The 25,513-nt window shown below is 68.9% G+C and carries 25 protein-coding genes and 2 rRNA genes; 14 read left to right on the plus strand and 13 right to left on the minus strand.

Going from position 1 to position 25,513, the window contains the following annotated elements:
• The first annotated feature begins 64 nt into the window (after nt 1–64).
• From pstC to pstB, 3 genes are read left to right on the plus strand one after another with little or no spacing between them, the layout of a single operon-like run.
• Nucleotides 65–1,054, plus strand: a complete 990-nt coding sequence (gene pstC, locus OG429_RS18405) for a phosphate ABC transporter permease subunit PstC (RefSeq protein ID WP_328926409.1) — start codon at nt 65–67, stop codon at nt 1,052–1,054.
• The gene (gene pstA / locus OG429_RS18410) at nt 1,054–2,136 is read left to right on the plus strand and encodes a phosphate ABC transporter permease PstA (RefSeq protein WP_328926410.1); all 1,083 of its coding nucleotides are present in this window, start codon (nt 1,054–1,056) and stop codon (nt 2,134–2,136) included. The genes pstC and pstA overlap by 1 nt, the downstream gene beginning before the upstream one ends.
• Before the next feature lie 30 nt (nt 2,137–2,166).
• Entirely contained in the window at nt 2,167–2,943 is a 777-nt protein-coding gene (pstB, locus tag OG429_RS18415; protein ID WP_328926411.1) for a phosphate ABC transporter ATP-binding protein PstB, read from the plus strand.
• Between the two features lie 237 nt (nt 2,944–3,180).
• Here the strand turns inward: pstB and OG429_RS18420 are convergent, their stop codons facing one another.
• Nucleotides 3,181–4,179, minus strand: a complete 999-nt coding sequence (locus OG429_RS18420) for an inorganic phosphate transporter (protein WP_328926412.1) — start codon at nt 4,177–4,179, stop codon at nt 3,181–3,183.
• Between the two features lie 5 nt (nt 4,180–4,184).
• Nucleotides 4,185–4,805 carry a DUF47 domain-containing protein gene (locus OG429_RS18425; protein WP_008742369.1) on the minus strand — a complete coding sequence of 207 codons (621 nt, stop codon included), beginning with the start codon at nt 4,803–4,805 and terminating at the stop codon, nt 4,185–4,187.
• A 216-nt stretch (nt 4,806–5,021) separates the two neighbouring features.
• Here OG429_RS18425 and OG429_RS18430 point away from each other — a divergent pair, with 216 nt between their 5' ends.
• Entirely contained in the window at nt 5,022–5,336 is a 315-nt protein-coding gene (locus tag OG429_RS18430; RefSeq protein WP_030009310.1) for a metal-sensitive transcriptional regulator, read from the plus strand.
• A 22-nt stretch (nt 5,337–5,358) separates the two neighbouring features.
• On the opposite strand, the gene OG429_RS18435 is transcribed toward OG429_RS18430, so the two are convergent.
• Together OG429_RS18435 and OG429_RS18440 are read right to left on the minus strand one after the other, a co-directional pair.
• Nucleotides 5,359–5,556 (minus strand): hypothetical protein, encoded by a 198-nt coding sequence (locus OG429_RS18435; protein ID WP_328926413.1) that lies wholly within the window; start codon nt 5,554–5,556, stop codon nt 5,359–5,361.
• A 120-nt stretch (nt 5,557–5,676) separates the two neighbouring features.
• The gene (locus tag OG429_RS18440) at nt 5,677–6,510 is read right to left on the minus strand and encodes a hypothetical protein (protein WP_328926414.1); all 834 of its coding nucleotides are present in this window, start codon (nt 6,508–6,510) and stop codon (nt 5,677–5,679) included.
• Nucleotides 6,511–6,642: 132 nt separating this feature from the next.
• Here OG429_RS18440 and OG429_RS18445 point away from each other — a divergent pair, with 132 nt between their 5' ends.
• On the plus strand, nt 6,643–6,891 hold the full coding sequence (locus OG429_RS18445) for a hypothetical protein (protein ID WP_443051269.1): 249 nt from the start codon (nt 6,643–6,645) through the stop codon (nt 6,889–6,891).
• 74 nt (nt 6,892–6,965) lie between these two features.
• Nucleotides 6,966–7,220, plus strand: coding sequence for a hypothetical protein (locus OG429_RS18450; RefSeq protein ID WP_328926415.1), 255 nt, complete (start codon nt 6,966–6,968; stop codon nt 7,218–7,220).
• A gap of 166 nt (nt 7,221–7,386) precedes the next feature.
• On the opposite strand, the gene OG429_RS18455 is transcribed toward OG429_RS18450, so the two are convergent.
• The 4 genes from OG429_RS18455 to OG429_RS18470 form a co-directional block, all read right to left on the minus strand.
• Nucleotides 7,387–8,115, minus strand: coding sequence for a phosphatase PAP2 family protein (locus tag OG429_RS18455; protein ID WP_328926416.1), 729 nt, complete (start codon nt 8,113–8,115; stop codon nt 7,387–7,389).
• Nucleotides 8,116–8,320: 205 nt separating this feature from the next.
• The gene (locus tag OG429_RS18460; protein WP_328930331.1) at nt 8,321–9,328 is read right to left on the minus strand and encodes a C40 family peptidase; all 1,008 of its coding nucleotides are present in this window, start codon (nt 9,326–9,328) and stop codon (nt 8,321–8,323) included.
• Between the two features lie 213 nt (nt 9,329–9,541).
• A complete protein-coding gene (locus OG429_RS18465) occupies nt 9,542–10,336 on the minus strand; it encodes a thioesterase family protein (RefSeq protein ID WP_328926417.1) in 795 nt (264 codons plus the stop codon).
• A gap of 96 nt (nt 10,337–10,432) precedes the next feature.
• A complete protein-coding gene (locus OG429_RS18470; protein ID WP_328926418.1) occupies nt 10,433–11,041 on the minus strand; it encodes a LysE family translocator in 609 nt (202 codons plus the stop codon).
• A gap of 63 nt (nt 11,042–11,104) precedes the next feature.
• On the opposite strand from OG429_RS18470, the gene OG429_RS18475 reads away from it, so the two are divergent.
• Together OG429_RS18475 and OG429_RS18480 are read left to right on the plus strand one after the other, a co-directional pair.
• A complete protein-coding gene (locus tag OG429_RS18475) occupies nt 11,105–11,599 on the plus strand; it encodes a GNAT family N-acetyltransferase (RefSeq protein WP_328926419.1) in 495 nt (164 codons plus the stop codon).
• 2 nt (nt 11,600–11,601) lie between these two features.
• Entirely contained in the window at nt 11,602–12,438 is an 837-nt protein-coding gene (locus OG429_RS18480) for a pentapeptide repeat-containing protein (protein ID WP_328926420.1), read from the plus strand.
• Between the two features lie 50 nt (nt 12,439–12,488).
• Here the strand turns inward: OG429_RS18480 and OG429_RS18485 are convergent, their stop codons facing one another.
• Nucleotides 12,489–13,643 (minus strand): alpha/beta fold hydrolase, encoded by a 1,155-nt coding sequence (locus OG429_RS18485; protein ID WP_328926421.1) that lies wholly within the window; start codon nt 13,641–13,643, stop codon nt 12,489–12,491.
• 316 nt (nt 13,644–13,959) lie between these two features.
• Between OG429_RS18485 and OG429_RS18490 the strand changes: the two genes are divergently transcribed.
• From OG429_RS18490 to OG429_RS18515, 6 genes are all read left to right on the plus strand, one after another.
• Nucleotides 13,960–14,268, plus strand: coding sequence for a hypothetical protein (locus tag OG429_RS18490; RefSeq protein ID WP_008742356.1), 309 nt, complete (start codon nt 13,960–13,962; stop codon nt 14,266–14,268).
• Nucleotides 14,269–14,341: 73 nt separating this feature from the next.
• Nucleotides 14,342–15,151 (plus strand): hypothetical protein, encoded by an 810-nt coding sequence (locus OG429_RS18495; protein WP_328926422.1) that lies wholly within the window; start codon nt 14,342–14,344, stop codon nt 15,149–15,151.
• Nucleotides 15,141–16,460, plus strand: coding sequence for a hypothetical protein (locus tag OG429_RS18500; protein ID WP_328926423.1), 1,320 nt, complete (start codon nt 15,141–15,143; stop codon nt 16,458–16,460). Before OG429_RS18495 ends, OG429_RS18500 begins: the two co-directional genes overlap by 11 nt.
• Entirely contained in the window at nt 16,457–18,019 is a 1,563-nt protein-coding gene (locus tag OG429_RS18505) for an SCO6880 family protein (protein WP_328926424.1), read from the plus strand. Before OG429_RS18500 ends, OG429_RS18505 begins: the two co-directional genes overlap by 4 nt.
• Before the next feature lie 19 nt (nt 18,020–18,038).
• Nucleotides 18,039–19,460, plus strand: a complete 1,422-nt coding sequence (locus OG429_RS18510; protein WP_328926425.1) for an ATP-binding protein — start codon at nt 18,039–18,041, stop codon at nt 19,458–19,460.
• Between the two features lie 2 nt (nt 19,461–19,462).
• A complete protein-coding gene (locus OG429_RS18515; protein ID WP_328926426.1) occupies nt 19,463–21,028 on the plus strand; it encodes a type VI secretion protein in 1,566 nt (521 codons plus the stop codon).
• Here the strand turns inward: OG429_RS18515 and OG429_RS18520 are convergent.
• From OG429_RS18520 to OG429_RS18535, 4 genes are all read right to left on the minus strand, one after another.
• A complete protein-coding gene (locus tag OG429_RS18520) occupies nt 21,025–21,447 on the minus strand; it encodes a hypothetical protein (RefSeq protein ID WP_328926427.1) in 423 nt (140 codons plus the stop codon). The two genes, OG429_RS18515 and OG429_RS18520, sit on opposite strands and share 4 nt — an antisense overlap.
• Complete coding sequence (locus tag OG429_RS18525; RefSeq protein WP_328926428.1) at nt 21,444–22,016, minus strand: GNAT family N-acetyltransferase; 573 nt, start codon at nt 22,014–22,016, stop codon at nt 21,444–21,446. Before OG429_RS18525 ends, OG429_RS18520 begins: the two co-directional genes overlap by 4 nt.
• A gap of 136 nt (nt 22,017–22,152) precedes the next feature.
• Nucleotides 22,153–22,269: ribosomal RNA gene (rrf, locus tag OG429_RS18530) — 5S ribosomal RNA — on the minus strand.
• Nucleotides 22,270–22,345: 76 nt separating this feature from the next.
• Nucleotides 22,346–25,467 (minus strand): 23S ribosomal RNA (locus OG429_RS18535).
• Nucleotides 25,468–25,513: the final 46 nt, after the last annotated feature.

Raw genomic sequence — 25,513 nt, forward strand, 5'->3', positions numbered from 1 at the left:
CGGTGGGGGCGAATCCGGTGCATCGCCGCCAGGGGGCCTGCCCCCCACACAGACCGGAAAGACCATGGCTTCCACCACACCCACCCAGACAGACGCGGCTCCGCCCGTCGCCAAGAGCGGAAGGTCCACCGGCCGCGCCGGTGACAAGATCTTCTCCGGGCTCTCCAAGGGATCCGGCATCCTGCTCCTGGTGATCATGGCGTCGATAGCCGCCTTCCTCACCTACCGCGCCTCGATCGCGCTGTCGAAGAACGAGGGGAACTTCCTCACCACCTTCGACTGGAACGCGTCGGCCAACCCGCCCGTCTTCGGCATCGCCGTCCTGCTCTTCGGCACCGTCGTCAGCTCGATCATCGCGATGGCCATCGCGGTTCCGATCGCTGTCGGCATCGCCCTGTTCATCTCGCACTACGCGCCGCGCAAGCTGGCCGCGCCCCTCGCCTACGTGGTCGACCTGCTGGCCGCCGTGCCGTCGATCATCTACGGCATCTGGGGCGCCCTCTTCCTCGTCCCGCAGCTGAACGGCCTGAACCTCTGGCTCGACGAGTACCTGGGCTGGACGTACGTCTTCGACAAGACCCAGGTCGGCGTCGCCCGCTCGCTCTTCACCGTCGGCATCCTGCTCGCGATCATGATCCTGCCGATCGTGACCAGCGTCAGCCGCGAGGTCTTCCTCCAGGTCCCGCGCATGAACGAGGAGGCCGCCCTGGCCCTCGGCGCGACCCGCTGGGAGGTCATCCGGATGTCGGTGCTGCCCTTCGGCCGCTCCGGTGTCATCTCCGCCTCGATGCTCGGCCTCGGCCGCGCACTCGGCGAGACCATGGCCGTCGCGACCGTCCTCTCCCCGAGCTTCCTGATCTCGTTCCACGTCCTGAACCCGGGCGGCGGCACCTTCGCGCAGAACATCGCCGCGAAGTTCGACGAGGCCAACGAGTTCGGCCGGGACGCGCTGATCGCCTCGGGTCTGGTCCTCTTCCTGCTCACCCTGCTGGTCAACGGTGCAGCTCGCCTGATCATCGCTCGCCGCAAGGACTTCTCGGGGGCGAACGCCTGATGAGCCACGCACTCCAGGACCAGCGGCCCGCACGGGCCCCCAAGTCCGCCGCCCCCGCCAGCCTCACGCGAGGCGGCCTGCCCCGCTGGGCACCGACCGGCATCGCGGCCCTCTCGATCACCCTCGGCATCGGCATCGGCCTCGCCTTCGGCCTGCAGAGCAAGGTCCAGTGGGGCCTGCTTGCGGCCGTCCTGTTCGTCGTCATCACGTACACCGCGAGCGCGGTGATCGAGAACCGGCGTCAGGCCAAGGACCGCATCGCGACCTCCCTGGTGTGGGTCTGCTTCGTCCTCGCCGTCATCCCGCTGCTCTCGCTGATGTGGACCACGATCAGCCGCGGCCTCAAGATGCTCGACGGGAACTTCCTCAGTCACTCCATGAACGGCGTGACCAGCTTCGACGAGGGCGGCGGCGTCTACCACGCCCTGCTCGGCACCATCGAACAGGTCGCCCTGGCCACCCTGATCGCGGCTCCGATCGGCCTGCTGACCGCCGTCTACCTGGTCGAGTACGGCCGGGGCCCGCTCGCCAAGGCCGTGACCTTCTTCGTCGACGTCATGACCGGCATCCCCTCCATCGTCGCGGGCCTGTTCATCCTGACGACCTGGAACCTGATGCTCGGCTTCGGCCCCTCCGGCTTCGCCGGCGCCATGGCCCTGTCGATCCTGATGATGCCCGTCGTGGTCCGCTCCACCGAGGAGATGCTCAAGCTCGTCCCGAACGAGCTGCGCGAGGCCGCCCTCGCCCTCGGCGTACCGAAGTGGCGCGTGATCCTCAAGGTCGTGCTCCCCACCGCCATCGGCGGCATCGCCACCGGTGTCATGCTGGCCGTGGCCCGCATCGCCGGTGAGACCGCGCCGATCATGCTGCTGGTCTTCGGTACCCAGCTGATCAACGGCAACCCCTTCGAAGGCGCGCAGTCCTCGCTCCCGCTGTACATCTGGGAGCAGTACAAGGTCGGCAGTGAAGCCTCCTACGACCGGGCATGGGGCGCAGCGCTCGTCCTGATCGCCTTCGTCATGATCCTCAATCTGGTGGCCCGCGGCATCGCCCGCTGGAAGGCCCCGAAGACCGGTCGCTGACGCGACTGTATGAAAGCGAAGTGACCCCTCATGGCGAAGCGAATCGACGTCAGCGGACTGTCCGCCTTCTACGGCGCCCACAAGGCCATCGATGACATATCGATGACCGTGGAGCCCCGCTCCGTGACCGCCTTCATCGGCCCCTCCGGCTGCGGCAAGTCCACCTTCCTGCGCACCCTCAACCGCATGCACGAGGTCACCCCCGGTGGCCGCGTCGAGGGCAAGGTGCTCCTGGACGACGAGAACCTGTACGGCGCCGGCGTGGACCCGGTCGCGGTCCGCCGCACCGTCGGCATGGTCTTCCAGCGCCCGAACCCCTTCCCCACCATGTCGATCTTCGACAACGTGGCGGCGGGCCTGCGCCTGAACGGCAGCTTCAAGAAGTCCGAGCTCACGGACATCGTGGAGCGGTCCCTCAAGGGCGCCAACCTCTGGAACGAGGTCAAGGACCGTCTGAACAAGCCGGGCTCCGGCCTCTCCGGCGGCCAGCAGCAGCGTCTGTGCATCGCCCGCGCCATCGCGGTCGAGCCGCAGGTCCTGCTGATGGACGAGCCCTGCTCGGCCCTCGACCCGATCTCCACCCTCGCGATCGAGGACCTGATCGGCGAGCTCAAGGAGCGCTTCACGATCGTCATCGTGACGCACAACATGCAGCAGGCGGCCCGCGTCTCGGACCGCACCGCCTTCTTCAACCTCTCCGCGGTCGGCCAGCCCGGCAAGCTCGTCGAGATCGACGACACGGACCGGATCTTCTCGAACCCGTCCGTCCAGGCCACCGAGGACTACATCTCGGGCCGCTTCGGCTAAACCCCGAGGTCACAGACGTCCTGCGGTGCTGCATGGCGGTGCCACCGCAAGGCGAAAGAAAAAGAAAGGGCCGGCTCCCCCTGGGTGGGGGGAGCCGGCCCGCTTTCGTTCAGGGGCTGGACGAACGCCAGGTCCACGACCCGGAAGCACAGCGCGGCGACCACGGCCGCGGCCGGCATCGTGGTACCGCATCCCCCGGGGGACACCCCCCGGACCCCCGGCAGGGGGCAGCTCCGGCTAGACGAACGCCAGGTCCACGACCCAGAAGCACAGCGCGGCGACCACGGCCGCGGCCGGCATCGTGATGAACCAGCCCAGGACGATGTTCTTGGCGACGCCCCAGCGGACCGCGTTCACGCGCTTGGTGGCGCCCACACCCATGATCGCCGAGGTGATCACGTGGGTGGTGGAGATCGGCGCGTGGAAGAGGAACGCCGAACCGAACATGATCGAGGCGCCCGTGGTCTCGGCCGCGAAGCCCTGCGGCGGGTCCAGCTCGATGATCTTGCGGCCGAGGGTGCGCATGATGCGCCAGCCGCCCGCGTACGTACCCAGCGACAGCATCACGGCACACACGATCTTGACCCAGACCGGGATCGCGTCCTCGGACGTCTGCACATCGGCGATGACCAGCGCCATCACGACGATGCCCATCGTCTTCTGCGCGTCCTGGAGGCCGTGGCCGAGCGCCATGGCGGCCGCCGACACCGTCTGCGCGATACGGAAGCCGTGCTTCGCCTTGTGCGGGTTGGACCGGCGGAACATCCACAGGATGAGGACCATGACCAGGTACCCGACGACCAGACCGACGACGGGCGAGACGAACATCGGGATGACGACCTTGTCGAGCACGCCCGACCAGATCACCTCCGTGCCGCCGGCCAGTGCCGCGCCCACCATGCCGCCGAACAGCGCGTGCGAGGAGGACGAGGGCAGACCGAAGTACCAGGTGATCAGGTTCCAGACGATCGCGCCGACCAGCGCCGCGAAGAGGATCCACATGCCGGTGGCGCCCGTGGGCGTCTCGATCAGGCCGCTGCTGACCGTCTTGGCCACCCCGCTGCCCAGGAAGGCGCCGGCGAGGTTCATCACGGCGGCCATCGCGAGCGCCGCGCGCGGGGTCAGCGCCCGCGTCGAGACGGACGTCGCGATCGCGTTCGCCGAGTCGTGAAAACCGTTCGTATATGTGAAACCGAGCGCGACACCGATGGTCACGACCAGAGCAAAGGTGTCCACGAGGTTCAGGACTCCTTGACCGCGATGGTCTCCACCGTGTTCGCGACGTGCTCGAACGCGTCGGCCGCCTCTTCGAGCACGTCGACGATCTGCTTGAGCTTGAGCACCTCGATGGCGTCGTACTTGCCGTTGAAGAGCTGGGCGAGCAGCTTGCGGTGGATCTGGTCGGCCTGGTTCTCGAGGCGGTTGACCTCGATCCAGTACTCGGTGAGGTTGTCCATAGTCCGCAGGTGCGGCATCGCCTCGGCGGTCAGCTCGGCCGCGCGCGCCAGCACCTCGATCTGCTGCTCGACGCCCTTGGGGAGCTCCTCCACGTTGTAGAGGACGACCAGGTCGACTGCCTCCTCCATGAAGTCCATGATGTCGTCGAGCGAGGAGGCCAGGTTGTAGATGTCCTCGCGGTCGAACGGCGTGATGAAGGAGGAGTTCAGCTGGTGGAAGATCGCGTGGGTCGCGTCGTCCCCCGCGTGTTCCGCTGCCCGCATCCGCTCCGCGATCTCGGCCCGGGCGGAGGAATCCGCTCCGAGCAGTTCCATCAGGAGCTTGGAGCCCGTGACGATGTTGTCCGCGGATGCGGCGAACATGTCGTAGAAGCTCGTCTCCCTGGGGGTCAGACGAAATCGCACGTGAGGTCCTCGGGGTGCATTGGATTCGGTCAGGCTGATGCTAGGCGTATCCCCCGGCCACGGCTAACCGGCGGTTCACCAGTGTCCTCCATCGGGCAGAGTGAGGACCACGGGCCCCTGTCCCTCGCGGCGCGGCCCAGTACCCTATACCCACGAGGGGTATGCGCCAGGTGTGTACCGAGGTGTGCACCGATCGTTCCGACCACGGGAGGAAGCATGACGACCATCGAAGCGGAGGGCTCCGGAGCCGTCCACGGCTACCACCACCAGAAGGACGAGCACCTCAAGCGGCTGCGCCGGATCGAGGGCCAGATCCGCGGCCTCCAGCGGCTCGTCGACGAGGACGTCTACTGCATCGACATACTCACCCAGGTCTCGGCGAGCACGAAGGCGCTCCAGTCCTTCGCGCTCCAACTGCTGGAAGAACACCTCCGCCACTGCGTCGCCGACGCCGCCGTCAAGGGCGGCACCGAGATCGACGCGAAGGTGGAGGAGGCCACCAAGGCCATCGCCCGCCTCCTGCGCACCTGATCCGGCCCCGGGCAGCAGCGCGTCAGCCGGACCAGATACCCATCAGAATCTCGTCGATCCGGTCCTGGCTCAACCGCTCCTCGGCCGCCGTCGACGCCGCGATGATCAGCTCACCACACAGTTCGATCTCGGCGAGCGCCACGTGGTCCTGCACCGTCGTACCGCCTGCGGGAGTCACGCGTGTCACCTCAATCAGCCGTCTTCGGTCTTCGGTCGTCATTCGCCGCGCGCTCGGCTTCTCAGCGTAGGGAGGACGGGGCATCCGGCACATGACACGGATGGACCATTTCCGGATACCCGGCCATGACCCGATCGCGCCGCCCGCCCCGGCCCACCCCCGCTACTCGGCGATCTTCCCGGCGTAAATGTCCCCGCTTGCGGGCAATACGACGGTCACCGGCGTCCCGAATCCGTACAGCAGCGTGGTCGACGAGACATCGATCACGCCATTGTTGACGTACGTGAAGCGGTGGCGGACCTTCCGCAGCCGCCCCTCCTCGTCCAGGTACGCGTCGAACGGAACGGTGTCCGTGCTGAACCCTTTCGCCGCCGCCTCCAGTGCGCCCCTGGCCTCCGGTGACGCGCTCCCCGCGGCCCGCCCGATGTCGGTGGTCCCCCGGTAGTGCCGCACCTTGGTGCCGGCCACCTCGGTCTCCCCGACGTACGTGACCTCCCGCGCGCCCCGCAGCAGCTCGGCCGCGATCAGCGGATCGGTGGCTCCGCCCGTGACCAGGTTCCCGTCGGCGAGGGCCGTCGTGTCGACCCGGACCCACTTGTCGTCGGGAACGCCCGCGCCCCGGTTCTTCATGTAGAGCGCGCCCGGCACCAGCAGCTCGGTGATGGGCCGGTGCTCGGCCTTGCCCTTCACGTCGGCCGGCAGCATGACCAGCAGCTGGCCCATCCGCTTCTTGAAGTCGACCCCGCCCTCGCCGCGGATGGTGACCCGCGTGCCGCCGGTGGCCATCTCCATGGCCGTACGGGCCTGGGCGCTGCCCGTCCTCGCGAGCACGTCGGCGGCCCCGCGGACCACCGCCGCCGCGTCCGCCGGGGGCCGGTCGTCGCTCGCGCCGCCGACCGCGCAGCCGCTCAGCGCCGTGACCGCCAGGGTGACCCCGGCGGCGAGCAGCGCCTCACCCGCACGTCCGCGCGGCCGCCTGTGCTGGTGAACCACCATCGCCTGCCAACCCCCAACGCGTGACCGCTGCTTGCCCGAGGCCCCCACCCGCTCCGCTTAACGAGGTCAGGGGTTTCCCGTCACGGCCCGAACACCTCCCCGGCCCGCGTCCGGCCCGGGTACGGTGGTGGAGTGGAAACGCACACCGAAGCGACGCTGCCTCCTCCGCTTGCCTTCTCCGTGCCGCTCCAGCCGCCGCGGCCCGCCCCGGGAGGCTCGGCGCCGCCATCCCAGCCGCCGCAGCAGCCCACCGGACACTCCACCTCCACCGCCGAACGCGGCTCGTTCTGCCTGGCCGTCTGCAGTTGCGGATGGACCGGGCCGGCCCGCCGCTCCCGCGATCTGGCGCGCAGGGACGCCTCCCGGCACACGGCGGGGTAGCGGGCGAGGGCGGGGGTCGCCCGTTCGGACGGCTCCGGCTGGCCGGGGCCCCGCGCAGCGGATGCCCTTGACTCATGTCAGGACCCGCAGCCCGCCCCGCGGCCCTCCTCTGGGCCCTGCTCATCGCTCTCGACATCCTGGGGGCCACGGCCGCCACGGCCTGGGCCCGGCCCCTGGGCTCGGCGGACGGACCGGGCGATGTGGCCCTGGCCATCGGGCTGACGACCGTGGCGGCCGTGGCCACCGGGCTATGGCTGCGCTCCCACCACCGCCGCGGCGACGGCGCGGACGGGGCGGGTAGGCGGCGCGTCGAGGGCGGCGACCCGTGACGCCCCCCAGGAATCGTCCTACGGCGGTGCGGATCTGCTTCGGGGTGGCGGGGCTGTGCCTGCTGGCGGCCCTGCTGCTCGCCGTATGGAAGTCGTACGCCCACGCCTGAACGGCCCGCGGACAGGCCGGGACATCAGTACTTCAGGGGACCGGCGGCCGGGGGCTTCAGGCGGCGAGGTCGTTCTCGTGCGTGCGCTGCCCGGCCGGCGGGGTCTGCGGCTGGGCCAGGCCGACGGGCCGGGGCCAGGTCCGGCCCTTGGCGCGTACGAGTCGGCCCAGGCGCGGCGATCCGGCCACCGCCCGCACCACCGGGGTCAGCAGCGCCATCGCGAGCGGCGCGAGGACCAGGACCACGGCGGTGCCGAGCGCGAACCCGCCGATCACGTCGGTGGGGTAGTGGACGCCCGTGTACACACGGCACACCCCCTCGGCGAAGGCCAGCCCGATCCCGATCAGGCCGAGCCTGCGGCTGGCCACGAACAGGCCGACGCCCAGGGCCATCGCGAGGGTGGCGTGATCGCTGACGAAGGAGAACTCCGGCCGCGCGAGGTGGGCGCCGAGGGCGGGTTCGAGCACCTGCAGGCCCTCGTGCTGGAGGAACGGCCGTGGCCGTCCGACCAGTTCGCGCAGCGGCGCGTTCACGAGCAGCGCCAGCCCGGCGGCCAGCGGGGCCCAGACCAGCGCGGCGAAGGACTCCACGGCCGTGCTCTCGTCCTGGTGGCGGGCACCGTGCCAGCACCAGAGGATCAGGAGCACCAGGGCCAGCGGGATCCCGTACTCACCGGCCAGGACCACGATCCGGTCCAGCCAGTCCGGGGCGTGCCGGGCCGCTCCGTTGATCTCGTACAGCAGGCTGACATCCACGTTCGGCCCACCGGTTGTGAGTCCAGCCATGGTGATGCGGCCCCTTGCCCTTGCCGTGGTTCGCCTGCGGGCGCACGCCGGTGTGCGCCCCTTCGACCCCCGTTTTGATCAACCCCCGCGTCCATGGAACGCCCGTTCTGGCGACTACGTTCCACTCTCCACTGAATGATCACTCCAACGTTATCGAAGAGAGACTCGCCGTCGCAGCTCAGGGCCTTTGCCTAACGGGGAGTTACTAAGGCGCCTTGCTCGCCGCCGCGCGCTCCGGAAGGGCCTGCGCGCCGTCCTTCGTCACGCGCGTCGCACCGAAGTAGTCGGGCGTGTCGATCTTGTCGAAACGGATCACGGCACCGGTGTACGGGGCATTGATCATATAGCCGCCGCCCACGTAGAGCCCGACGTGCCGGATCTCCCGGGAGTTCGTCAGATCATCGGAGAAGAACACCAGGTCACCGGGGAGCAATTGGTCGCGCGAAGGATGCGGACCGGCGTTGTACTGGTCGTTGGCCACACGCGGCAGCTCGATCCCCACCGTCTCGTACGCGGCCTTGGTCAGCCCCGAGCAGTCGAACCGCCCGTCCTGGTCGGGCGTTCCGTTGCCGCCCCACAGGTACGGGGTACCGAGCTGCTTCTGCGCGAAGTAGATGGCCCCGGCGGCCTGTTGCGAGGGCGCGACCCGGCCGACGGGCCGCTCGAAGCTCTTCGCCAGCGTCGTGATCGCCTTCACGTAGCCCTGGGTCTCCTTGTACGGCGGCACGCCCGCGTACTTGATGACCGCGTAGGCACCCGCGTTGTAGGCCGCGAGCATGTTGGACGCCGCGTCACCCGGCACGCTCGCCACGTCCTTGGCCAGCTCGCAGTCGTACGAGGCCGCCGAGGGGATCGCGTCGTTCGGGTCCCAGATGTCCCGGTCCCCGTCGCCGTCACCGTCGATGCCGTGCCCCGCCCAGGTACCCGGGATGAACTGCGCGATCCCGCGCGCGTCGGCGGGGCTGACGGCGCTCGGGTTCCAGCCGCTCTCGGAGTACAGCTGGGCGGCGAGCAGCGGCGGACTGATGGCCGGGCAGAGATTGCCCCATTTCTCGACCAGCACCTGGTACTTGGCGGGGACCGCCCCCTTCGCGAGGCCGACGGCACGACCGCCCGCCCCCGCACCCACCAGGCCCGCGGCCGCGGAGTACGTCCCCACGACGAGCAGCACCACGAAGGTCAGACACAGCCCGATCCCGATCCCGCCGGCCATCCAGAATCTACGCACCCGTCAACCCTCCCCCATCCACGTCACTTCAACGTGTGATTCGGCCGTGTCGCAGTCGTACTACCCCACTCAGAAGCCCGAACAGGCGATGCCCGCGTACTTCGTGGGGTCATCCTCGACGCGGCAGAAGACCGCAGTCCAGTCCGCACGACCGGCGGCCGGGGGCACGGCGGCCCGGCTACGCGCCCGGGCCGGCCGCTACCTGGGGGCGACGAAAAGGCTCTGCGCGCTGCGCCCGATGGGGCCCTTCTCGTCGTGGAGCCGGGCGTCGACGAGACCGATGCCGGCCGCGTCCACACTCGTACGGGACTCCACGCAGGCCCATTCGCCGACCGGATGGCGGTGCAGGTGGACCGTCAGGTCGCCGTTGACGAACACGAACCGGCTGAAGTCCATCACCGAGCTGATGCCGTTGCCGGAGTCGGCGGCGACCAGCACCCGGTCCAGCGGACGGATCTCCTCCCCGGCGACGAGCGGCACCCTCATCCGCATCCAGCAGGTGCCGGGGCCCAGCTCCATGAAGGCGCCCTCGGTGAAGCGGGCTTCCATGGCGGTGTGGTAGCCGGTGTCCCACGGCACCGGGAAGAAGGACGTGACGACGGCCTCGCCGGGCGTCGGCAGCTGCGGCCCCGGCACGACGGCCGGCACCGCCTCCTCGGCCACCCGGATCCGCAGGGCGCGCGCCAGCATCACCGGGGCGTCCGCGCCCGCCGGGGTGAGGGCGGCCTCCACGACCTCCGTACCGCGCCCGGCCCGCAGCACGCTGGTGGTGACCTCCAGCCCGCCGATCGGCACCGGGCGCAGGATCTCGTACGTGATCCGGGCGATCCGCATGTCCGCGCGCGCACCCGGCCGCTCCTCGACGGCCCGGCCGAGCAGGGCCGCCGGCGGACCGGCGTGCTGCGAGCCCGGGTCCCACGGCCCGCGCGTGTACTCGGTGGCGGTGTACCGCCCGGTGTCCACCCGTTCGAAGAACCCCTCGACAGCACCCATACCCCGCACGCTACCGACAGGTAACCACGGATACCAGCCCCGCGGCGGCCGGGCGTCGACCCCTCGGCGACCGCTCGGCGACCGCCCGCCGCCCGCTCAGCGCGCGAATCCCAGCCCCACCCCCAGCCCCACCAGCACCGTGCCGATGGCCCGGTTCAGCGCCTTCTGCGCCTTCAGCATCCGGTCCCGCAGCCGGGAGTTCGAGAAGAACAGCGCGACCGCCCCGAACCAGCCCAAGTGCGCCGCCGACATGAACAGCCCATAGCCCGCCTGCTGCCACACCGGCGTGTCCGGGCCGACCACCTGCGTGAAGGTCGACACCACGAACAGCGTCGTCTTGGGGTTCAGCACATTGGTCAAGAACCCCGACCGCATCGCCCCCAGCGGCGTCAGCCCCGGCCCGGACTCCAGATCCACGGCCACCTCGGTCCGCGCCCGGAAGGTGCGGATCCCGATCCACACCAGGTAGGCCGCACCCGCCAGCTTGATCACGGTGAACAGCGCGGTGGAGGAGGCGATCAGCAGGCCGACCCCGAGCATCGTGTACGAGACGTGGACCAGGACCCCGGCCGCGACCCCGGCGGCGGCGAACAGCCCGGTGGGCCGCCCGTAGAGGTAACTGTTGCGGACCACCATGGCGAAATCGGCGCCGGGACTGATCACGGCGAGAAGGGTGATGACGGCGACTGCGATCACTTCTGTCATACCGGCATGCTCACCGGGCCGGGCTTCCCGATCAACACCGTTCGCCATGCGGATACTTGAGAGATGACCTTCCCCTACCTGCTCTCCCTGTACCCCTACCGGCCCGCCGAGGACGCCCCGCTGCTGCGCGCGTGGGTGACCACCCCCGCCGAGCTGATGACCTGGGCGGGCCCCTCCTTCACCTGGCCCCTGGACGACGCGCAGCTCGCCGCCTACGCCGCCGAGCCCGGCCGCCGCATCTGGACCGCCGTGACCCCCGACAAGTACCGCGTCGGCCACGTCTCGGTGGCCGGCACCCGCCTCGGCCGCGTACTGATCGCCCCCGACACCCGCGACATGGGCTACGGCCGGGCCCTCGTCACCCAGGCCGTCGAACTCTGCTTCGGCGAGCTGGGCCTGCCGGAACTCAGCCTCGGCGTCTGGGCCCACAACACCGCGGCGATCCGCATCTACGAGCGGCTCGGATTCCGTACCGAGGAGATCATCAAGGACGTCGAGGAGGTCGACGGGGTCCGCTGGACCGCTGTCCAGATGCGGCTCACCGCCCCCGAGCGGTGACAATGGACGACGTGTCCAGTACCCCCGCCGCCCTGCCCGCCCTGCCCGTCCTGCAAGCCGACTGCGCGAACTGCTTCGCACTGTGCTGCGTCGCCCTGCCGTTCGCCAAGTCCAGCGACTTCGCCGTGAACAAGCCCGCCGGAACCCCCTGCAAGAACCTCCGGGAGGACTTCCGCTGCGGCATCCACACCCGGCTGCGCGACTCGGGCTTCCAGGGCTGCACCGTCTTCGACTGCTTCGGCGCGGGCCAGCAGGTCTCCCAGGTCACCTTCGGCGGACGCGACTGGCGCTCCGACCCCGGCACGGCCCGCCGGATGTTCGACGTCTTCCCCGTGATGCGGCAGCTGCACGAGCTCCTCTTCTACCTCGCCGAGGCCCTGACCCTCCCCGACGCCGCCCCGGTCCACGCGCAGCTGCGCGACGCGCTCGCGGAGACCGAAGCGTGGACGCGCGCCGAAGCCGGGTCCCTCGCCGACCTCGACGTGGGCGCGCTGCGCCAGAAGATCAACACCTTGCTGCTCAAGACCAGCGAGCTCGTACGGGCCAAGGTGCCGGGCCGCAAGAAGAACCACCGCGGCGCCGACCTGATGGGCGCCCGCCTCTCCGGCGCGGACCTGCGCGGCGCGAACCTCCGCGGCGCCTACCTGATCGCCGCCGACCTCAGCCGCGCCGACCTCCGCACGGCCGACCTGATCGGCGCGGACTTCCGCGACGCCGACCTGCGCGGCGCGGACCTCCGCGGCGCTGTCTTCCTCACCCAGCCCCAGCTCAACGCGGCCCAGGGCGACCCCACCACCCGCATCCCCTCCTCCCTCACCCGCCCCTCCCACTGGACCTGATCCCGGCCCGGGCCGGGCCGGGCCGGGCCGGGCCGGGCCGGGACCAGCCCTCACACCCGCGCCAGGAACCCCCGCACAGCGGCGTAGAAACCCTCCGGGTCCCCGGCCCGCACCCCGTGCCCGGCCGGCAGCTCGGCCAACCGCACCCCGGCCCTCCGCAAGGTCATCTCCCGCGCGTGCTCGGCGGACAGCACCCCGCTCCGGTCCCCCCGCACCAGCAGCGTCGGCTTCCGCACCGCCAGCCAGTCCTCCCAGTGGTCCCCGTTCAGCGCCCGCTGCGACTCCACCACGTCCTCGACGTCGCTCGCGGTCCCCCACCCGTCCGGGTACTCCCGAAGGACACCCGCCAGGTGCGGCGCCGCGCTCCCCAGCCCCGCCAGGAACCCCGCCCGGGTCGCGGCCCGCCTCGGCCAATCCCGCGCGTACGACAGGTCGCCCTCGACCACCGCCCCGATGTCCTCGACCACCACCGCCCGCACCAGATCCGGCCGCCGCGCCGCCAGCTGGTACGCGTTGACCCCGCCCAGCGAGTGCCCCACGACCACCGCGGGCCCCAGCCCCAGGTGCTCCAGGACGGCCGCCGCGTCCGCCACGTACCCCTCCCGGGTGTACTCCGCGGCCCGGTCCGACGCCCCGTGCCCCCGCTGGTCGAGGCCGATCACCCGCCACGCCGGCCCCACCTCCCGGGCCAGCTCCTCGAAGCTCCTGCCGTCCTGGAAGTGCCCGTGCAGCGCGAGCAGCGGCGCCCCCGGCCCGCCGAAGTCCGTGTACACCAGCCGCCGCCCGTCCGCCGTCCGCATCACACCCGGCAGCGGCCCCAGCTTGTCGATGACCCGCCTGCGCAGCAGCTGGTACTCCTCCCAGCGCCTCGGCAGCCGCCCCGGCGGCCGCTGCACGACCCGCCCCGGCGTCACGGTCTCGCCCCGCCGGAACTGCTCCCGGGTCAGGTCGATCCGTATCCCCCCGGGCAGCTGGTTCCACCAGTGGTACCCCTCCTGCCGGCCGCCGTGGAACACCTCGCCCAGCACCAGCTCCCCGCCCACGATGTCCTGCACGACCACGGCAGTGATGTCGCACTGCCCCCAGGCCGGATTCTCGGCCGACCAGGGGATCCGCGACGTGTCGGCCGGCTCGGAGGTCTCGGCCGACCAGCCCGCCCGGATGGCCGCCTCTACATCGGCAAGGGTCCACGGAGTCGTCGTCATGCTCCCCAGCCTGCCGGACCCCACTGACAACGCCCGTGACAACGCCCCCACTGACGAGGGACGCCACCCCCCGTACGCCGAGACGACAATCATTGCCCGGGGTCACCCCCCGTGATACACAGAGTGACCATGCGTTCTTTCGCATACTCACCGCCCCTGCCCAGGTCAGAGCGCAGGGGCGGGGCGCGGACCGGAGGATCGGGTAAAGAGAGCCGTCAAGTCGACGACGGCGGCGGTTTCATCAGCGAAGATAGTGCGTGACCCCTGCCGTCGGGCACGGGCTTTCGGAACTACCCATACAGGGGCGGTGAGTTACATGATCCTGGCAGCCGAAAAGGGCGACATCACCACCATCATCGGCGGAATCGCCCCGAACTGGGGGCCGTTCGGCAGTCTCGGCAACGAAGCGAAGGTCATGATCGAGGTGGTCATGGCCGTGGCGATCCTCCTCTGCCTCGGCATCGCCATCTGGGGCGCGGCCAAGCAGCGCATCGGCGCGACCGCCCTGCGCGACACGTTCAGCGCGGAACAGGGCAAGGGCCTGATCGTGGCCGGCCTCACGGGCGTCTTCATCATCGGCTCCCTGGGCACCCTCTTCACCATCGTCTACGGAATGGCCGTCTAGCGGGCCACCGCGGCCGTACTTGATGAGGAATCACCACACCGCGCCTACGCGGGAACGAGGGGGCCGAAACGGAATGAGCAACGACGACCAGTACGGCGGTACGGGCCAGACCCGTACCCGCCTCCCGGACTCCCCCGCCGACCCGTACGGCCCCACCCGCCGCACGCCCCGCACCTCCCGCAGCCTGATCACGGTGGTCGGCGTGGTGGTCCTCCTGATCGCCGCAATCGCGTTCGCGAACCAGGGCCCGGACACCCCGCAATCCCCCACGGCGGACAAGCCCCCGACCACCACTTCCACGTCCCCGACGGGCACGGACCCTGTCACGGGCAAGACCTCGGGCATCCCCAAGGGCTTCGCCCACGACGAACAGGGAGCCCAGTCGGCGGCCGCCAACTACGCGGTGGCACTCAGTTCTGACGGCATGTTCGACGCCGCCCGCAGGCGGGCGATCGTCCAGGCCGTGTACCTGCCCGACGTGGCCGCAGCGCGTCAGAGCGACCTCGACAAGGTGTACGCGGACCAGGGGTTCCTGGCCCGCATCGGTCTCGAAGCCGGCGGCAAGGCCCCCAAGGGCCTGACCTTCATCTCCCGCGTCAACCCGGTTGGTACGAAGGTCGAGAAGTTCAGCGGCGACACCGCGACCGTTTCCGTCTGGTACTCGGCGCTGTTCGGCCTCGCGGGCGAGGGCTCGAAGAACCCGGTCTCCGAAAGCTGGTACACGAACACGTTCGAGCTCCGGTGGGTGGGCGACGACTGGCGGGTCTCCGACTTCACGCAGAAGGACGGCCCCGCTCCGGTGGGCCGTGACCAGTCCGCTGCCTCGGCGGAAGAGATGGCCGCCGCGGTGTCACAGTTCGGGGGACTCACCTATGCGCGCTGACCGCCGCAGCTTGTCTCTCACGGCCGTCGTGGCCGTGGTGCAGGTCACCGCCGTGCTCCTCGCGACCCGAGCAGTCGCGGCGCCCACTCCCAGCCCCACCCCGACTCCTGGTCCGCAGGCGAGCAACAACCCCTGCGACCTGATCCGCGGCCCCGCCAAGGACTACTGCGAGCGCGGCTCCAGCGGCCAGGCCCCGGCAACCGGCCTCGCCCCCAGCGACCCCTCCGACGCCCTCAACCCCCTCGCCTCCCTCGCCAAGGGCTGCGCCGACGCCGCGGCCTGGATCGTCGGCAAGCTCAGCGAAGCGGTCAAGGGCAGCGCCAACGTCGACTTCACCAACCCCGCCTTCCTCAAGCAGTACGCCGTCGTCTTCGCCGCCTCCACCATCCTCACGCTCGTCCTCTGGCTCTTCGCCGTCGCCAAGCGAGCCGTCCGCGGCGTCCCCCTCACCACCGCCCTCTCCGAAGCCGTCGGCTTCCTCTGGCTCACCGTCCTCGCCTCCGCCTTCACCCCCCTGATCCTCTACACCGTCGTCTCCGCCACCGACGGCGTCACCGAGGTCATCGCCGCCGCCAGCGGAGGCCAGACCGACGTCTTCTTCGGCTCCTTCTCCGAGGCCCTGAAGAAGGGCAACGACATCGGCGGCGGCCCGATCATGCTGATCGTCGTCGCCCTCGTCACCGTCCTCGCCGCGGGCGTCCTGTTCCTGGAGCTGTTCATCCGGGCCGCCCTCCTCTACGTCGGCGCCCTCCTCGGCGTCGTCGTCTACGCGGGCCTCGTCGACCGGAACCTATGGGGCCACGTCCGCCGCTGGGCCGGCATCATGATCGCCGTCATCCTCGTGAAGCCGGTCATCGTCATCGTCCTCGGCCTCGCCGGAGCCCTCGCCGGCGAAAAGGGCCAGGGCGCCTTCTCCGCCGTCGTCACCGGCCTCGCCATCATCCTCCTGGCGATCTTCGCCTCCGCGATGATCTACCGCTTCGTCCCCGGCTTCGGCGACGAGATCGCCTCCGCCCGCTCCAACCGCAGCAAGGCCACCGACGGCGCCCAGGCCGCCGCCGTCATCAGCTCTCCGGCCTCCCTCGTCTCGCAGGGCATCAAGACCCACAGCAGCCGCGGCGCCCACCGCGGCGGCGACGGCGGCGCTGGCAGCGCGCCCCGCCCCGCCAACCCCATCTCCGGAGGCGTGGCCGCCCACAGCAGCCGCCCCACCTCCGGCGGCGGATCCGGCGGCGGATCTGTCCCGTCCGCCGCGCCCCCGCCCCGCACGAGTTCGAGCACGAGGAACACAGGAGGTGACGGGCGTTGACGACCCAGTCCCATCAGCTGCACCCGGTCGCGCCCCGCCGCACGTATCTCATCGGCCGGGCCCGGCCGAACGCGATCGTCGGCAAGAACCGCGAGACCGGCGAGATCGCCCTGATCATCACGGGGGCCTTCTTCGGCATGATGAGCGGACTGCTCGTCCCCGACCTCACCCTGCGCATCGTCAGCCTCGCCGGCTTCCCCATGCTCGCGCTCGCCGCCGTGTACGTCCCGTACAAGGGCCGCACCTTCTACCGCTGGTTCGAGATCAGCCGCAGCTACAAGCGCACCCTGCGCCGCGGTACGACCTACCGCTCCGGCGCCATGGAAGCCGGCGTACGCGGCTCCGACGGCCGCGAGGTCGAGGTCGGACCGCCCCCGGGCATCGGCCGCATCAGCTGGCTCGCCGCCCCCTTCGGCCCCGACGAGATCGCCGTCCTCCTCCACGCCGACCGCAGAACGGTCACCGCGGCCATCGAGATCGAGGGCCCCGGCGTCGGCCTGCGCGACAGCGAGGACCAAGAAGCCCTCGTCGACCGCTTCGGCACCCTCCTCAAGCACGTGGCCAACGGCGACGGCTTCGTCACCCGCCTCCAGATGCTCGCCCGCACGCTGCCCGCCGACCCCGACGCCCACGCCAAGGACGTCGCCCAGCGCGGCGACACCCAGGCCCCCGGCTGGCTGCGCGACTCCTACGACCAGCTCCAGTCGATGGTGTCGACCTCCTCCGAGCAGCACCGCGCCTACCTCGTCGCCTGCATGCACTACACCCGCGACCTCGCCGCCGAGGCCCACACCATCGCCCGCGCCGGCACCCCCCACAAGGGCCGCAAGCTCGACCGCGACGCCGGCCTCGCCATCGTCATGGCCCGCGAGCTCACCGACATCTGCGCCCGCCTCGCCGAGGCCGACATCCGCGTCCGCCAGCCGCTGGGCCAGGGCCGCCTCTCCTCCCTCGTGCACTCCATGTACGACCCGGACCACCCCATCGACCACATCCAGGCCATGACCAAGCGCAACGCCTGGCCGGCCGAACTCGACGCGGTCGAACCCACCTACCTCCAGGCCAAGACCCGCGAGTCCTCCACCCGCGCCCCCTGGTGCCACGCCACCGCCTGGGTGAAGGAATGGCCGATGACCCCCGTCGGCGTCAACTTCCTCGCCCCCCTCCTCGTCCACACCCCGGACGTCATCCGCACCGTCGCCGTCACCATGGACCTGGAGCCCACCGAGGTGGCCATCGAGCGCATGCTCACGGAGAAGACCAACGACGAGGCCGACGCCTCCCGCGCCGCCAAGATGAACCGGACCGTCGACCCCCGCGACATCGCCGCCCACGGCCGACTCGACCAAAGAGGTGAAGATCTCGCGAGCGGTGCAGCGGGAGTCAACCTCGTCGGGTACATCACGGTGTCCTCCCGATCCCCGGAAGCCCTCGCCCGCGACAAGCGGACCATCCGCGCCTCGGCCGGCAAGTCCTACCTGAAGCTGGAGTGGTGCGACCGCGAGCACCACCGCGCCTTCGTCAACACCCTGCCGTTCGCCACCGGCATCCGACGCTAGCTGGAGGGAAGTGCCGCCCATGCGAGATCCCATGTCCGCGCTGACGGACGCCTTCACCAGCTTCCTCTTCGGCAAAGTCGAAACCACGCGCCTGCCCGTACGCACCTCCACCGGGCAGGCGCAGGCCGTCTACCTGCCCACCGCCGCCCCCGGCCTCGGCGACTCCGGCGTCATCATCGGCCGCGAGGTCTACAGCGGCAAGGGCTACATCTACGACCCCTTCCAGCTGTACGGCCAGCAGCTCCCGGCACCCCACTGGCTCGTCCTCGGCGAATCCGGCAACGGCAAGTCCGCCCTGGAGAAGACCTACGTACTGCGCCAGCTCCGCTTCAAGGACCGCCAGGTCGTCGTCCTCGACGCCCAGGGCGAGGACGGCGTGGGCGAATGGAACCTCATCGCCCAGCAGCTGGGAATAACCCCCATCCGCCTGGACCCCATCGCCGCCAACGACGCCGGGATCCGCCTCAACCCCCTCGACCCGGCGATCACGACGACCGGACAGCTCGCGCTGCTCCGCACCATCATCGAAGTCGCCATGGGCCACGGCCTCGACGAGCGCGCCGGCTTCGCGCTCAAGGTCGCGCACGCCTACGTCGTCGACACGATCCGCGACCGCCAGCCGGTCCTCACCGACATCGTCGACCAACTGCGCCACCCCGAAGCCGAATCCGCCGAAGCCATGAACGTCGACATAGACGATGTCCGGGCCTGGGGCCTCGACGTGGCACTCGTCCTCGACCGCCTCGTCGACGGCGACCTGCGCGGCATGTTCGACGGCCCCACGACCGTCGGCATCGACCTCGACGCCCCGCTGATCGTCTTCGACCTCTCCCACATCGACCGCAACTCCATCGCGATGCCGATCCTCATGGCGATCGTCGGCGTCTGGCTGGAGCACACCTGGATCCGGCCCGACCGCAAGAAGCGCATCTTCCTCGTCGAAGAGGCCTGGCACATCATCAACAGCCCCTTCGTCGCCCAGCTGTTCCAGCGCCTCCTGAAGTTCGGCCGCCGCCTCGGCCTGTCCTTCGTCGCCGTCGTCCACCACCTCTCGGACGTCGTCGACGGCGCGGCCGCCCGCGAAGCCGCGGCCATCCTCAAGATGGCCTCCACGCGCACCATCTACGCCCAGAAGGCGGACGAAGCGCGCGCGACCGGCCTCGTACTCGGACTCCCCCGCTGGGCGGTCGAGATCATCCCGACCCTCACCCCCGGCATCGCCGTGTGGGACGTCAACGGCAACGTGCAGGTCGTCAAACACCTCATCACCGAGGCCGAACGCCCCCTCGTCTACACGGACCGCGCCATGACCGAGTCCTCCGCCCCCGCCCTGCTCCACGACGACATGCTCGCCGCCGAACTGGAAGCGGAGGAACGGGCCCTGTCCATCGAACGCCGCCGCGGCAACGGCGGCCCGGGTTCCGCGACCACGGTGGCCTGACCATGCACGACGCAAGACGTACGGAGCCCCGCGCGGCCGGCGGCGTACCGGACGGCCTGCTGGTCGGCCTCCTGGCCTTCCTCCTCGGCCTCGCCGTCCTGGTCTGGTCCGCCACCGGCCTCGCCGCCTTCTTCGCCAAGGGGGCCTGGCCGGACACGGTCACCTTCGCCCGTACCCCGGGAGCCGTCCGCGCCCTGATAACGCAACCGCACGACGTCGCGGGCGCCTGGCCGGACACCGACCCGGCGGCCCTGTCCGGCTGGGGCCTGTTCTGGGGCCTGTTCATCAGCCAGCTGCTGGTCTTGTTCGTGCTCATCGTCTTCGCGATCGGCGTGTTCGCCCGCACCAAGTCCCGCCGCGCCCTCGCCAAACAGGCCGCGGCGGACCACGCGGCACCGCCACGACCCCGGCATCCGGACCCCGCGGCCATCCCTGCGCCTCTCGCCGCTCCCCTCGACACGCCTCTCGCGACGCCCCTTCCCGCGCCCCTTCCCGCGCCCGCGAACTCGCCCGCACCCGCGGATCCGCAGTTCGCGGCGTCCCCGGCCGGACCGACGCCACCAGCCCCCGTACGCGCAGCGGGCCGTACGGCTCCCCCGGCGGACGAGGCCTACCGCTACGGTTTCGGCTACGCACCGGCCGCGCCGGCGACCCGGCAGCCCCGCATGGGCTACGGCGGCCCGAACGACAGGTTCCGCGCGGCGGCACGGCGCATCCAGGAGACGGAGGGCGCCTCGCTCATCGTGACCTCCTCCCCCACCCTCTGGGCCGAGACCAAGGACGCCCGGGCCAAACTGGGCCCGGTCCTCCTCTACGACCCGTCGCACCTGTGCGACACCCCGGCCCGCATGCACTGGAACCCGGCCGAGGGCTGCGCCGAGCGCGACACCGCCGCCGCCCGCGCGACCGCCCTGCTGGCCCCCGTACGCCCGCAGGCCCGTCTGGACGCGGCCGTCGCGGACACCGCGGAAACGCTCATGCGGAGCTGGCTCCAGGCGGCCGCCCTGGACGACCGCCCCTTCAAGCAGCTCCACCGCTGGACCCAGGGCAACGGGGCCCAGGAGCCGGTCCGCATCCTGCGCACCCACCCCCAGGCCGCCCCCGGCGCGGCCGGCGAGCTCGAAAGCGCCCTGACCGCCCACCCCGAACGACGCGAGCAGGCACAGCACCTGACGGCCCGTGCCCTCTCCAGCCTGACCTCGATCCACATCCGTGAGGCCTGCAACCCGAACCGAAGTGATTCCCTCGCTCTGGCTTCGTTCCTGGGCGAAGGGGGCAGCCTGTACGTGGTGGGCGAACCTCTGGAAGACCCCCGCACCCACCCGGGTGCGATGCCGTTGCTGACCGCACTCGCCGCTCACGTGGTCGAGCACGGCCGTCGCATGGCCGCACGGTCATCCCACGGTCGGCTCGACCCACCACTGTCCCTGATCCTGGACGACGTGGCGGCCGTGGCCCCCGTCCCCCAGCTCCCGGAGCTCCTGACCGACGAGACGCTCCCCCTCCTCGCCCTGTGCCGCAGCCGCGAACAGGCCCACAGCCGCTGGCCGGAGGCGGATCTCCCCTAGGCCGTCTGTTGCGCCTCCCACGTGTCCGTGTCCGCGACACACACCGAGGCGCGATGGTCGTACCACACACCGCCCTGCGGCAGGTCGTGCACCATCGCGGGGATCCCGGGCTCGAACCTCAACACCGCCAACGTCTTCCACCCGTGGGGGATGTGGTCCCAGGCGTGCCCGAACTGCTGCGTCACCGCGACCACGGTCGCGGTCACCAGCTCGACGTCACTCGGGTCGTCACGCCGGAAGCAGCACGCGAACCGCCTGCCCACGGGGACGTCTGCGTAGCAGAACCCAAGGAACACGGCCGCCTCGTTCGCGGCGAGGGGTGGCAGCGCCTGCCCGAAGGCCGCCAGTGCGGTCTCGTCGGCATGGCACTCGACGAACAGGCGTCGCTCCTCGACGGGTGCGTCCGCCTCCCTCCTCATGCGCCCGCGACGGGTCCGTCCGGCTTCGCGAAGACGTATTCCCGCTCCTTCGCGCCGGTCTCCAGCGGTATCAGCAGACCGCTCGCTTCGAACCCGTACCGCCGGTAGAAGGCCTCGGCCCTCGCGTTGTCCTCGTGCACGAACAGCCGCACCCGCTCGGTCACCGGCTCCTCCAGCGACCAAGCCCACTCCAGCGCGGCATCGAACAGCCTCTCCACGAGCCCGCTGCCCCGCTGCTCGGGCCGTACGAACACCCCGACCACGTGGCCCTGCTGCTGCTCGACGACCTCCCCGAAGAAGTCGCTACTGCCCTGCGCCTCGATGAGTACGGTCACGGACCCGACCCACCGCCCGTCGCCCGCCTCGGCGACGAGCTGCCTGGCACCGCGCCCCTCGGCAGCCCCCGCGGCACGCTGCTGCCAGTACGCGTCGTCCTGGGCGAGCGCGTTCTCCTCCGTTTCGAGAAAGGCCACGGCCGCGGCCGGATCCCTCAAGGCGGCCAACCGCAGCTCCTTGACCTTCTCCCACTCGTCGCCCCGTACGGCCCTGATCACGTAGTCATTGCTCATGGCTGGATCCTAACGACGCCCCACCGCCGGCTCACTCGCATTTCTGGCTCCGCAGCCGGCCCGGATTCGGCCGGTGAACGCAGAAAAGCCCCGCACCGGACCCGTAAAGGTCTGGTGCGGGGCTTCCGCAATGATTGTTCGGCGGCGTCCTACTCTCCCACAGGGTCCCCCCTGCAGTACCATCGGCGCTGAAAGGCTTAGCTTCCGGGTTCGGAATGTAACCGGGCGTTTCCCTAACGCTATGACCACCGAAACACTATGAAATTTGAACGCTGGTGTTTTCACAGCCGTTCGTTATTTCAGAACTAACACAGTGGACGCGAGCAACTGAGGACAAGCCCTCGGCCTATTAGTACCAGTCAGCTTCACCCGTTACCGGGCTTCCACATCTGGCCTATCAACCCAGTCGTCTACTGGGAGCCTTACCCTCTCAAGGAGGTGGGAATACTCATCTTGAAGCAGGCTTCCCGCTTAGATGCTTTCAGCGGTTATCCCTCCCGAACGTAGCCAACCAGCCATGCCCTTGGCAGGACAACTGGCACACCAGAGGTTCGTCCGTCCCGGTCCTCTCGTACTAGGGACAGCCCTTCTCAATATTCCTACGCGCACAGCGGATAGGGACCGAACTGTCTCACGACGTTCTAAACCCAGCTCGCGTACCGCTTTAATGGGCGAACAGCCCAACCCTTGGGACCGACTCCAGCCCCAGGATGCGACGAGCCGACATCGAGGTGCCAAACCATCCCGTCGATATGGACTCTTGGGGAAGATCAGCCTGTTATCCCCGGGGTACCTTTTATCCGTTGAGCGACGGCGCTTCCACAAGCCACCGCCGGATCACTAGTCCCGACTTTCGTCCCTGCTCGACCCGTCGGTCTCACAGTCAAGCTCCCTTGTGCACTTACACTCAACACCTGATTGCCAACCAGGCTGAGGGAACCTTTGGGCGCCTCCGTTACCCTTTGGGAGGCAACCGCCCCAGTTAAACTACCCATCAGACACTGTCCCTGATCCGGATCACGGACCGAGGTTAGACATCCAGCACGACCAGAGTGGTATTTCAACGGCGACTCCACAACCACTGGCGTGGCTGCTTCAAAGTCTCCCACCTATCCTACACAAGCCGAACCGAACACCAATATCAAACTGTAGTAAAGGTCCCGGGGTCTTTCCGTCCTGCTGCGCGAAACGAGCATCTTTACTCGTAGTGCAATTTCACCGGGCCTATGGTTGAGACAGTCGAGAAGTCGTTACGCCATTCGTGCAGGTCGGAACTTACCCGACAAGGAATTTCGCTACCTTAGGATGGTTATAGTTACCACCGCCGTTTACTGGCGCTTAAGTTCTCAGCTTCGCACACCCGAAAGTGCACTAACCGGTCCCCTTAACGTTCCAGCACCGGGCAGGCGTCAGTCCGTATACATCGCCTTACGGCTTCGCACGGACCTGTGTTTTTAGTAAACAGTCGCTTCTCGCTGGTCTCTGCGGCCACCCCCAGCTCACGGAGCAAGTCCGATCACCAGTGATGGCCCCCTTCTCCCGAAGTTACGGGGGCATTTTGCCGAGTTCCTTAACCATAGTTCACCCGAACGCCTCGGTATTCTCTACCTGACCACCTGAGTCGGTTTAGGGTACGGGCCGCCATGAAACTCGCTAGAGGCTTTTCTCGACAGCATAGGATCATCCACTTCACCACAATCGGCTCGGCATCAGGTCTCAGCCTTAATGAGGGACGGATTTGCCTACCCCTCGGCCTACACCCTTACCCCGGGACAACCACCGCCCGGGCTGGACTACCTTCCTGCGTCACCCCATCGCTTACCTACTACAAGTCTGGTTCGTCGGCTCCACCACTTTCCTTTCCCCGAAGGGTCCGGAACGGCTTCACGGACTTAGCATCGCCTGATTCGATATTGGGCGTTTCAAAGCGGGTACCGGAATATCAACCGGTTGTCCATCGACTACGCCTGTCGGCCTCGCCTTAGGTCCCGACTTACCCTGGGCAGATCAGCTTGACCCAGGAACCCTTAGTCAATCGGCGCACACGTTTCTCACGTGTGTATCGCTACTCATGCCTGCATTCTCACTCGTGAACCGTCCACAACTAGCTTCCGCTGCTGCTTCACCCGGCACACGACGCTCCCCTACCCATCACAGCGGGCGTTGGCCCTATTGCTGCAATGACACGACTTCGGCGGTACGCTTGAGCCCCGCTACATTGTCGGCGCGGAATCACTTGACCAGTGAGCTATTACGCACTCTTTCAAGGGTGGCTGCTTCTAAGCCAACCTCCTGGTTGTCTCTGCGACTCCACATCCTTTCCCACTTAGCGTACGCTTAGGGGCCTTAGTCGATGCTCTGGGCTGTTTCCCTCTCGACCATGGAGCTTATCCCCCACAGTCTCACTGCCGTGCTCTCACTTACCGGCATTCGGAGTTTGGCTAAGGTCAGTAACCCGGTAGGGCCCATCGCCTATCCAGTGCTCTACCTCCGGCAAGAAACACACGACGCTGCACCTAAATGCATTTCGGGGAGAACCAGCTATCACGGAGTTTGATTGGCCTTTCACCCCTAACCACAGGTCATCCCCCAGGTTTTCAACCCTGGTGGGTTCGGTCCTCCACGAAGTCTTACCTCCGCTTCAACCTGCCCATGGCTAGATCACTCCGCTTCGGGTCTAGAGCGTGCAACTCAATCGCCCTATTCGGACTCGCTTTCGCTACGGCTTCCCCACACGGGTTAACCTCGCTACACACCGCTAACTCGCAGGCTCATTCTTCAAAAGGCACGCAGTCACGACCGTTGTTCCGAAGAACAACGGCGACGCTCCCACGGCTTGTAGGCACACGGTTTCAGGTACTATTTCACTCCGCTCCCGCGGTACTTTTCACCATTCCCTCACGGTACTATCCGCTATCGGTCACCAGGGAATATTTAGGCTTAGCGGGTGGTCCCGCCAGATTCACACGGGATTTCTCGGGCCCCGTGCTACTTGGGAGATGAGCAAGCAAGCCGCTGATGTTTCGTCTACGGGGGTCTTACCCTCTACGCCGGACCTTTCGCATGTCCTTCGACTACATCAACGGTTTCTGACTCGCCGACCGGCCGGCAGACCGGTCAAGCTCATTCCCACAACCCCGCATGCGCAACCCCTGCCGGGTATCACACGCATACGGTTTGGCCTCATCCGGTTTCGCTCGCCACTACTCCCGGAATCACGGTTGTTTTCTCTTCCTGAGGGTACTGAGATGTTTCACTTCCCCTCGTTCCCTCCACACTGCCTATGTGTTCAGCAGTGGGTGACAGCCCATGACGACTGCCGGGTTTCCCCATTCGGACACCCCCGGATCAAAGCTCAGTTGGCAGCTCCCCGGGGCCTATCGCGGCCTCTCACGTCCTTCATCGGTTCCTGGTGCCAAGGCATCCACCGTGCGCCCTTAAAAACTTGGCCACAGATGCTCGCGTCCACTGTGTAGTTCTCAAACAACGACCAGCCA

The sequence above is a fragment of the Streptomyces sp. NBC_00190 genome, assembly GCF_036203305.1.
Classification (GTDB): Bacteria; Actinomycetota; Actinomycetes; order Streptomycetales; family Streptomycetaceae; genus Streptomyces.

What these genes read in the sequence shown, in the direction of transcription:
- pstC (WP_328926409.1), top strand. Translation starts at nt 65, where the DNA reads ATGGCTTCCACCACACCCACCCAGACAGACGCGGCTCCGCCCGTCGCC.
- pstA (WP_328926410.1), top strand. Translation starts at nt 1,054, where the DNA reads ATGAGCCACGCACTCCAGGACCAGCGGCCCGCACGGGCCCCCAAGTCC.
- pstB (WP_328926411.1), top strand. Translation starts at nt 2,167, where the DNA reads ATGGCGAAGCGAATCGACGTCAGCGGACTGTCCGCCTTCTACGGCGCC.
- OG429_RS18430 (WP_030009310.1), top strand. Translation starts at nt 5,022, where the DNA reads ATGACGACCATCGAAGCGGAGGGCTCCGGAGCCGTCCACGGCTACCAC.
- OG429_RS18435 (WP_328926413.1), bottom strand. Translation starts at nt 5,556, where the DNA reads ATGACGACCGAAGACCGAAGACGGCTGATTGAGGTGACACGCGTGACT.
- OG429_RS18440 (WP_328926414.1), bottom strand. Translation starts at nt 6,510, where the DNA reads ATGGTGGTTCACCAGCACAGGCGGCCGCGCGGACGTGCGGGTGAGGCG.
- OG429_RS18450 (WP_328926415.1), top strand. Translation starts at nt 6,966, where the DNA reads ATGTCAGGACCCGCAGCCCGCCCCGCGGCCCTCCTCTGGGCCCTGCTC.
- OG429_RS18455 (WP_328926416.1), bottom strand. Translation starts at nt 8,115, where the DNA reads ATGGCTGGACTCACAACCGGTGGGCCGAACGTGGATGTCAGCCTGCTG.
- OG429_RS18460 (WP_328930331.1), bottom strand. Translation starts at nt 9,328, where the DNA reads ATGGCCGGCGGGATCGGGATCGGGCTGTGTCTGACCTTCGTGGTGCTG.
- OG429_RS18465 (WP_328926417.1), bottom strand. Translation starts at nt 10,336, where the DNA reads ATGGGTGCTGTCGAGGGGTTCTTCGAACGGGTGGACACCGGGCGGTAC.
- OG429_RS18470 (WP_328926418.1), bottom strand. Translation starts at nt 11,041, where the DNA reads ATGACAGAAGTGATCGCAGTCGCCGTCATCACCCTTCTCGCCGTGATC.
- OG429_RS18475 (WP_328926419.1), top strand. Translation starts at nt 11,105, where the DNA reads ATGACCTTCCCCTACCTGCTCTCCCTGTACCCCTACCGGCCCGCCGAG.
- OG429_RS18480 (WP_328926420.1), top strand. Translation starts at nt 11,602, where the DNA reads ATGGACGACGTGTCCAGTACCCCCGCCGCCCTGCCCGCCCTGCCCGTC.
- OG429_RS18485 (WP_328926421.1), bottom strand. Translation starts at nt 13,643, where the DNA reads ATGACGACGACTCCGTGGACCCTTGCCGATGTAGAGGCGGCCATCCGG.
- OG429_RS18490 (WP_008742356.1), top strand. Translation starts at nt 13,960, where the DNA reads ATGATCCTGGCAGCCGAAAAGGGCGACATCACCACCATCATCGGCGGA.
- OG429_RS18495 (WP_328926422.1), top strand. Translation starts at nt 14,342, where the DNA reads ATGAGCAACGACGACCAGTACGGCGGTACGGGCCAGACCCGTACCCGC.
- OG429_RS18500 (WP_328926423.1), top strand. Translation starts at nt 15,141, where the DNA reads ATGCGCGCTGACCGCCGCAGCTTGTCTCTCACGGCCGTCGTGGCCGTG.
- OG429_RS18510 (WP_328926425.1), top strand. Translation starts at nt 18,039, where the DNA reads ATGCGAGATCCCATGTCCGCGCTGACGGACGCCTTCACCAGCTTCCTC.
- OG429_RS18515 (WP_328926426.1), top strand. Translation starts at nt 19,463, where the DNA reads ATGCACGACGCAAGACGTACGGAGCCCCGCGCGGCCGGCGGCGTACCG.
- OG429_RS18520 (WP_328926427.1), bottom strand. Translation starts at nt 21,447, where the DNA reads ATGAGGAGGGAGGCGGACGCACCCGTCGAGGAGCGACGCCTGTTCGTC.
- OG429_RS18525 (WP_328926428.1), bottom strand. Translation starts at nt 22,016, where the DNA reads ATGAGCAATGACTACGTGATCAGGGCCGTACGGGGCGACGAGTGGGAG.